The 1,032-nt window shown below is 54.8% G+C and carries 1 protein-coding gene; it reads left to right on the top strand.

The window, feature by feature from the left end:
* Positions 1–96 precede the first annotated feature (96 nt).
* Positions 97–1,032, top strand: a 936-nt coding sequence (locus ACYVG7_RS10220; RefSeq protein ID WP_460883015.1) for a tape measure protein, incomplete at its 3' end; no start/stop codon positions are given.

Genomic DNA, 1,032 nt, shown 5'->3' with positions numbered 1-1,032 from the left:
GCCTCCCGCACCGAGAAGCTAGCCAGAGAACTGACGGGCAGTACGGTCGCGGCAGCATCGTTCGGGTCGTCAATCGGTGGTGTGACAACTCGCATCTTGGCGTTGGGTGCCACCTACATTGCTATTGATCGACTGTGGTCAGGCCTTAAGGCCCTGTTCTCAAGTGGCGACCAGGCTGAACGGTTGTCTGTGCAGCTCAAAGCCGTCATGGGCTCTATCAGTGGCGGTAAAGAAGCCACTGCCTGGATCAATAAGTTCGCCACAGAAACGCCGTTACAACTTGACGAAGTCACACAGCTCTTTGTGCGGCTCAAAGCGTTTGGGCTCGATCCGATGGATGGCTCGCTGCAGGCCATTGTTGACCAGACCTACAAGTTGGGTGGCGGGTTTGAAGAGGCGCAGGGTATCAGCCTGGCTCTCGGCCAAGCTTGGGCTAAGCAGAAGCTGCAGGGCGAAGAGATCCTGCAGATGATCGAGCGCGGCGTGCCGGTCTGGGAAATGCTGGAGAAGGTCACAGGCAAGAACACCGCCGAACTGGAAAAGCTATCGTCAGCTGGGGAACTGGGCCGTGACACCATCAAGGCGTTGATGGAAGAGATCGGCAAGCAATCGGCCGGTGCTGCAGCTGAAAATATGGGTTTGCTATCTGGCCTGATCTCCAATGCCAAAGACAATCTGGAAAAGTTTTATCGCTTGGTTGCCTCAAACGGCGCATTGGCCTGGCTCAAATCAGAGCTCGCCGGTGTCAATGCCGAATTTGACAGGTCTGCGGGTCCAGATGGCGCGGTATCTAAATGGGCGTCAGCCATGTCCACTATTGTTGTATCAGCTGGGCAGGCTGCTAGCGGAATTATCCACCAATTATATTCAATCGTGCGGTCAATGGCCGCGGATGGGTCACTGACGGTGTGGGCCCAGCGTGTTTCAGACGCAATCATCGGGGCTGGCAATGTCATCAAAACCTTTATCGAGACTTGCTATGAATGGAGCGGTGCATTAAAAACCGCAGCTATAGCTTTTGCTGCATTCAAG

Source organism: Pseudaeromonas pectinilytica, from assembly GCF_054780855.1.
The sequence above is the reverse complement of the archived record's forward strand: the minus strand, read 5'-3'. Positions and strand labels throughout refer to the sequence as shown.